This window comes from Roseicyclus salinarum (assembly GCF_029624655.1).
Taxonomy (GTDB): Bacteria; Pseudomonadota; Alphaproteobacteria; order Rhodobacterales; family Rhodobacteraceae; genus Roseibacterium; species Roseibacterium salinarum.
Genome location: NZ_JARRSA010000030.1, coordinates 37,497 through 43,717, shown reverse-complemented (window position 1 = coordinate 43,717; position 6,221 = coordinate 37,497). Strand labels below are relative to the sequence as shown.

Sequence of the window (6,221 nt, the reverse complement as noted above, 5' to 3'; positions counted from 1 at the left end):
TCGCGATACGGTCGAGCGCGGCGGCGAGCCTCGTCTCGAGCGCACTCAGTTTCTCGAATTCAGCGCTGTCGCCCATGGTCCTGTGTCGTCCCGGTCCTGCTCAGATGTGACGCGCGGATGTCCTCCCGCGCGCCCCGGAGCCCGTCCCGCCTTTGCGGTCTTGGACGAAGGCCCCGAACGGGGCGAACGCAGCGCGCCGCCCGCCGCCACGGAATCGCAATTGGGCAGGATTTGCAAGTTTTTCCGCCCCCGGCGGCCGAACATCGCGCATCCGGAGCGGGGTGCGCGGCGCTTGCACTCCGCCCGCCACCTGCTATCACGCGCGAACCTGCCCCGCCGCGCGGATGCGACCGGACCGAGGGCACCGCACTCCGCCAAGCCAGTCGAAGGACCGCACTCGATGGACATCGCCGCCCTCGCCAAGACCCACCCCGACCATTGGCGCCGCGCCACGCCGATCCGCGCGCTGACCCTCGACGCCGTGGCCGCGGCCAATTCCGGCCATTCGGGGATGCCGATGGGGATGGCCGATGTCGCCACCGTCCTGTTCGACAGGCACATGACCTTCGACGCCTCGGCGCCCGACTGGCCGAACCGCGACCGCTTCATCCTTTCGGCGGGCCACGGGTCCATGCTGCTCTACGCGCTGCTCTATCTCACCGGCTCGCCCGACATGACGCTGGAGCAGATCAAGGCGTTCCGGCAGCTGGGCTCGATCACCGCCGGGCACCCGGAATACGGCCACGCCAAGGGGATCGAGACGACGACGGGGCCCCTGGGCCAGGGCCTCGCCAACGCCGTCGGCTTCGCCATGGCCGAGGAATTCCTGCGCGCCAAGTGGGGGCCGAAGGTCATCGACCACCACACCTTCGTCATCGCCGGCGACGGCTGCCTGATGGAAGGCGTGAGCCAGGAGGCGATCGCGCTGGCCGGACGGCAGGAACTGTCGCGCCTCGTCGTGATGTGGGACAACAACGGCATCACCATCGACGGCAAGGTGGCGCTGTCCGACCGCACCGACCAGATGGCGCGCTTCGCCGCGTCGGGCTGGGACGTCTTCGACTGCGACGGCCACGATCCCGAGGATATCGACCGCGCGCTCTCCGCGGCCAAGGCGAGCCCCCGCCCCGCCATGATCGCCTGCCGCACGCACATCGCCCTCGGCAGCAGCGCTCAGGACACCTCCAAGGGGCACGGCGCGCTGACCGACCCGACGCTCATCTCAGACACCAAGGCCGCCTACGGCTGGACGCACGGGCCCTTCGAGATCCCCGCCGACATCAAGGCCGAGTGGGAGGCCATCGGCGCCCGCGGCCGCGCGGCGCGCGAGGAATGGGAGACGCGCTTCGCCCTCCTGTCGGACGGCAAGCAGGCCGAGTTCACCCGCGCCTTCGCGGGCGAGGTGCCCAGGAAGCTCGCCTCGACCGTGCGCGCGCTGAAGAAGCAGCTGTCCGAAGCGCAACCCAAGGTCGCGACCCGCAAGGCCTCGGAGATGGCGCTCGAGGTGATCAACCCTGTCCTGCCCGAGACGATGGGCGGCTCGGCCGACCTGACGGGATCGAACAACACCAAGACCGCCGACCTCGGCGTCTTCGAGCCCGGCAACCGCAAGGGGCGCTACGTCTACTACGGCATCCGCGAGCACGGCATGGCGGCGGCGATGAACGGCCTCGCGCTGCATGGCGGCGTCAGGCCCTACGGCGGCACCTTCATGTGCTTCGCCGACTACGCCCGCCCCGCGATGCGTCTTTCGGCGCTGATGGGCGTGCCGGTGCAGTATGTCATGACGCACGACTCCATCGGCCTCGGCGAGGACGGCCCGACGCACCAGCCGGTGGAGCATCTCGCGATGCTGCGCGCGACGCCCAACATGCTGGTCTTCCGTCCCGCCGACGCGGTCGAGACCGCCGAGGCCTGGGAAATAGCGCTGTCGCAATCCGCCACACCCTCGGTCCTCGCGCTCAGCCGGCAGAACCTGCCGACCGTGCGCACCGAGCACAAGACGCGCAACCTCACCGCGCAGGGCGGCTATATCCTCGCGGATGCCGACGGCAAGCGCCAGGCGATCCTGATGGCCACGGGCTCGGAGGTCGCGATCGCGATGGCCGCGCGCGACCTGCTGCAGGCCGAGGGCATCGGCACGCGCGTCGTCTCCATGCCCTGCTGGGAGCTTTTCGAGGATCAGGACGAGGCCTACCGCAAGCGCGTCCTGCCCGCCGGTCCGGTGCGCGTGGCGGTCGAGGCCGCGATCCGCTTCGGCTGGGACCGCTGGCTCTACGGCGAGCGCGGTCGGCGCGAGAAGGGCGGCTTCGTGGGGATGCACGGCTTCGGCGCGTCGGCGCCCGAGGACGAGCTCTACGCGCACTTCGGCATCACCGCCGAGGCGGTGGCCGAGAAGGCGAAATCGGTTCTCTGAGGCATGGACGGGGGCGCCCGAGCCCCCCTCCTTCATCCTTGCAATAAACTCCCGCGCGGAGCGCAAAAGAAAAGGCGCGCGCCACGCGCGAGGCGCGGCCGAGCGGCTCCCGGAACGGGGGCCCGAGGCCGCGCCTCCACCGGCGGCCGCCGACGGGCGGCGATGGATGGCGGGGCCCCTCAGGCCCTCGCGAAAAGCGCCCGGACGGTCGTGTTGAACGTCTCGCGCAGCTGCGTCATCTCACCCTCCGAGACATTGGTGTCGAGCATGGCGAAGACCGCGCCGATGGTCTCCTCCGCGTCACCCGTCGGGTCGGTGCGGAATGCCCGCTGGACGATCTCGACGAAGCCTTCGCGGCTGCGTTCGACCATGTGCGCCTTCGACGGATCGTGGACGGGAGGTGCCGCGGATCAGACGCGGCAGCTGCGCCGCCTCGTCCGGGCGCAGGTGGTCGTGCCAATCGTGCGGCACGCGCGCAGCAGCCGGTCGGCGCGGCGCTTGTCGTCCCAGCCGGTGCGCTCGGCCAGCTCGTGGTTCCAGATCCTGGCGTCTGCACGCTTTCGTCGATGATCCTCGGGCCAAGCGCGCGCATGATCGGGCCTCCCGTGACGGCGCGCGGCGTCCCTTCTTGCCGGCGCCGCGTCCCGCGCCATCCCCTTCCCCCGGATCTCGCCCGGGCCCCGCGCTCAGTGCAGCGTGCCGCCGAGGCCCGCCGCGCGCAGGACCGGCGCGATGACGCGGGCCGCCACCGGGATCAGGGCCGTGCCGATCGCAAGGCCGAGGATGCCGTCGATGACCGCCTTCGCCAGCCAGACCGCGAAGCCGCCCGCCCCCACGGCGAGGTGGGCGGCCGCGTCGATGGCGTCCTCGGGCCAGTGCCAGCCGGTCTCGGCCAGCGAATGGACGATGATCGACCCGCCGACCCAAAGCATGGCGAGCGTGCCCACGAAGGTGAGCGCGCGCATGAAGCCCGGCATCCCCCGGACGATGCCGCGCCCGATGGCCCGGCCCGCCGCGGTGCGCCCTTCGGCGGCGAGGTGCAGGCCCACGTCGTCGGCCTTCACGATGACGGCGACCGATCCGTAGACGACCACCGTGATCCCCACGCCCACCACCGCGAGCGCCGCCGCCGTGAACAGGATCGAGCCCGGATCCATCTGCGCCAGCGCGATGGTCATGATCTCGGCCGACAGGATGAAGTCGGTCTTGATCGCGCCCCTGACCTTCTGCTCCTCCAGGTGCGCGCTGTCCTCGGCCGACATCTTCTTTTTCGTCGCCTCCTCCACGTCATGGGTGGCGGGCGAAATCCAGTGCGCGACCTTCTCCGCCCCCTCGAAGCAAAGGTAGGCGCCTCCCAGCATCAGAAGCGGCGCGATCGCCCACGGCGCGAAGGCCGACAGCAGCAGCGCGGCAGGCAGCAGGATCACGAGCTTGTTGAAGACCGACCCGCGCGCGATCTTCCAGACGATGGGCAATTCGCGCTCGGCCGTGAAGCCGTGGACATACTTCGGCGTCACCGCCGCGTCGTCGATCACCGCGCCCGCGGCCTTGGCCCCCGCTTTGGAGGCCTGCCCGATCACGTCATCGACCGAGGCGGCCGCCACCTTCGCGATGGCCGCCACGTCGTCCAGAAGCGCCAGAAGTCCGCTCATCGCCGTGCTCACTCCCTGTCCGCCCGCACCGTCCCGACAGAATAGCGTCCCGGCCCGTGCGCGGCCAGCACGAGGCAGCCGCCCGCGATCGCCCAGTTCTTGACGAAGATCGTCATCTGCCACGCGTCCTCGGGGATGAAGTGGAAGGCGCTCGTGACCGCGCAATAGGCAGCGAGGGCAAGCGCGGCCGCGCGCACGGCCACGCCCGCCACGAGCGCCACGCCGAGGACCGCGCCGAAGACCATCGCGGGCCAGACCAGTACGCCCGGCAGGCCGACCCTTGCAAGGAGGCCCATGACCGGTGCCGGATCGGCCGCCTTCTGCACCGCCCCGCCCAGGAAAAGCGCGGCGATCAGGATGCGCCCCACGAGAACGGCGATGTCGTCGAATGTCCGTGCCATGCCGCCAGACCTAGCCCGCGACGCGGCCCGGCAAGCCCCCAGTGCCCTCCCGCCGTTAGCGCAAACTTCGCGTGTTTCCGCTACCGGTTACGCTAACATACGGAAATTGCCCGCCTTTCGCCTTGGCCCCGCCGGTATGCGCACGTATGCCGATGGCACAGAGCCGCGACGCGCGGGAGTTCCGGAAAGGCAGGGTTTCATGACGATCACACTGGGCATCAACGGTTTCGGACGCATTGGCCGCTGCACGCTTGCGCACATCACCGAGGCTGCGCGCAACGACGTGCAGGTCGTGAAAGTCAACGCCACCGGCCCGATCGAGACCAATGCCCATCTCCTGCGCTACGACAGCGTCCATGGCCGCTTCGGCTCGGAGGTGCGCGTCTCGGGCGACACGATGGACCTCGGCCGCGGCCCGATGAAGGTGTTCTCGACCTACGATCCCGCCGAGCTCGACTGGGAGGGCTGCGACGTGGTCCTCGAATGCACCGGCAAGTTCAACTCCCGCGAGGCCGCCGCCGTGCACCTCACACGCGGCGCGCGGCGCGTGCTGGTCTCGGCGCCGGCGAGGAACGCCGACAAGACGGTCGTCTACGGCGTGAACCACCGCGAGCTTCTGGAGACGCACCACGTCGTCTCGAACGGATCTTGCACCACGAACTGCCTCGCGCCGCTCGCCAAGGTGCTGAACGACGCCATCGGCATCGAGCGCGGCATCATGACGACGATCCACAGCTATACCGGCGACCAGCCCACGCTCGACCGCCGCCACGACGACCTCTACCGCGCCCGCGCCGCCGCCATGGCCATGATCCCGACCTCTACGGGCGCCGCGAAGGCGCTGAAGGACGTCCTGCCCGAACTGGAGGGCAGGCTCGACGGCACCGCGCTGCGGGTGCCGACGCCCAACGTCTCGGCGGTGGACCTGACCTTCGAGGCGGGCCGCGACGTGACGGTCGAGGACGTGAACGAGATCGTGCGCGAGGCGGCCTCGGGCCACATGGGCTCGGTGCTGGCCTACGATCCAGCGCCCAAGGTCTCGATCGACTTCAACCACACGACCCATTCCTCGATCTTCGCGCCCGACCAGACCAAGGTCGTGGGCGGGCGCACCGTGCGCGTGCTTGCATGGTACGACAACGAGTGGGGGTTCTCGGCGCGGATGGCTGACGTCTCGGCCGCGATGGGCCGCCTCCTGCACTGAGCCTTGCGCCCCGCGCGCCGATGGGGGAACCTCGGGCCGCAACCGCCCGGAGGCTCCCCCATGACCGACACCTACCTGATCCGCGCGGACGAGATCGCGGCGATGCCGGGGCTCGCAAAGACGCACTTCCTGAATCCCCACGCGCGGCGGATCAACAAGTCGCTGGGCGATGCCACCGGGCTGACCGGCCTCGGCTTCCACATCATCGAGGTCGAGCCCGGCGCAGAGACGACCGAGTATCACGTCCACCATCACGAGGACGAATGCGTCTTCGTGCTGGCGGGGCGCGCCACCGCCCTGATCGGCGACGAGGAACACGCGATCGGACCGGGCGACTTCATCGGCTACCGCAAGGGCGGACACGCGCACACGATCGTGAACACCGGCGCGGATACCCTGCGCCTGATCGTGGCGGGTCAGCGCCTCGACCACGACGTGGCGGACTATGCGCGGCTCGGCAAGCGGATCTATCGGCAGGCGGGCCTCGCGCCCGACCTCGTGGACCACGCCGACATCGCCCATCCGGTCCTGGGACAGAAGAAATAGCC

The 6,221-nt window shown here is 70.1% G+C and carries 5 protein-coding genes and 1 pseudogene; 3 read left to right on the top strand and 3 right to left on the bottom strand.

The window, feature by feature from the left end:
* Window positions 1-400 precede the first annotated feature (400 nt).
* A complete protein-coding gene (gene tkt / locus P6F26_RS16300; protein WP_278029763.1) occupies window positions 401-2,416 on the top strand; it encodes a transketolase in 2,016 nt (671 codons plus the stop codon).
* Window positions 2,417-2,595: 179 nt separating this feature from the next.
* On the opposite strand, the pseudogene P6F26_RS16295 reads toward tkt, so the two are convergent.
* The 3 genes and pseudogenes from P6F26_RS16295 to P6F26_RS16285 all read right to left on the bottom strand — a co-directional run.
* Window positions 2,596-2,790 (bottom strand): annotated as a pseudogene (locus P6F26_RS16295) (DUF2267 domain-containing protein); the annotation flags it as partial.
* Between the two features lie 312 nt (window positions 2,791-3,102).
* Window positions 3,103-4,068, bottom strand: a complete 966-nt coding sequence (locus P6F26_RS16290) for a DUF808 domain-containing protein (RefSeq protein ID WP_278029761.1) — start codon at window positions 4,066-4,068, stop codon at window positions 3,103-3,105.
* Window positions 4,069-4,076: 8 nt separating this feature from the next.
* On the bottom strand, window positions 4,077-4,469 hold the full coding sequence (locus P6F26_RS16285; RefSeq protein ID WP_278029760.1) for a DoxX family protein: 393 nt from the start codon (window positions 4,467-4,469) through the stop codon (window positions 4,077-4,079).
* A gap of 199 nt (window positions 4,470-4,668) precedes the next feature.
* On the opposite strand from P6F26_RS16285, the gene gap reads away from it, so the two are divergent.
* Both gap and P6F26_RS16275 read left to right on the top strand, forming a co-directional pair.
* Window positions 4,669-5,673: a type I glyceraldehyde-3-phosphate dehydrogenase gene (gene gap / locus P6F26_RS16280; RefSeq protein ID WP_278029759.1), complete on the top strand. Its 1,005-nt coding sequence runs from the start codon at window positions 4,669-4,671 to the stop codon at window positions 5,671-5,673.
* Between the two features lie 60 nt (window positions 5,674-5,733).
* Window positions 5,734-6,219 (top strand): cupin domain-containing protein, encoded by a 486-nt coding sequence (locus P6F26_RS16275; RefSeq protein WP_278029758.1) that lies wholly within the window; start codon window positions 5,734-5,736, stop codon window positions 6,217-6,219.
* Window positions 6,220-6,221 lie beyond the last annotated feature (2 nt).

Excerpts from the sequence above, each read along its gene's own strand:
- tkt (WP_278029763.1), top strand. The coding sequence starts at position 401 with ATGGACATCGCCGCCCTCGCCAAGACCCACCCCGACCATTGGCGCCGC.
- P6F26_RS16290 (WP_278029761.1), bottom strand. The coding sequence starts at position 4,068 with ATGAGCGGACTTCTGGCGCTTCTGGACGACGTGGCGGCCATCGCGAAG.
- P6F26_RS16285 (WP_278029760.1), bottom strand. The coding sequence starts at position 4,469 with ATGGCACGGACATTCGACGACATCGCCGTTCTCGTGGGGCGCATCCTG.
- gap (WP_278029759.1), top strand. The coding sequence starts at position 4,669 with ATGACGATCACACTGGGCATCAACGGTTTCGGACGCATTGGCCGCTGC.
- P6F26_RS16275 (WP_278029758.1), top strand. The coding sequence starts at position 5,734 with ATGACCGACACCTACCTGATCCGCGCGGACGAGATCGCGGCGATGCCG.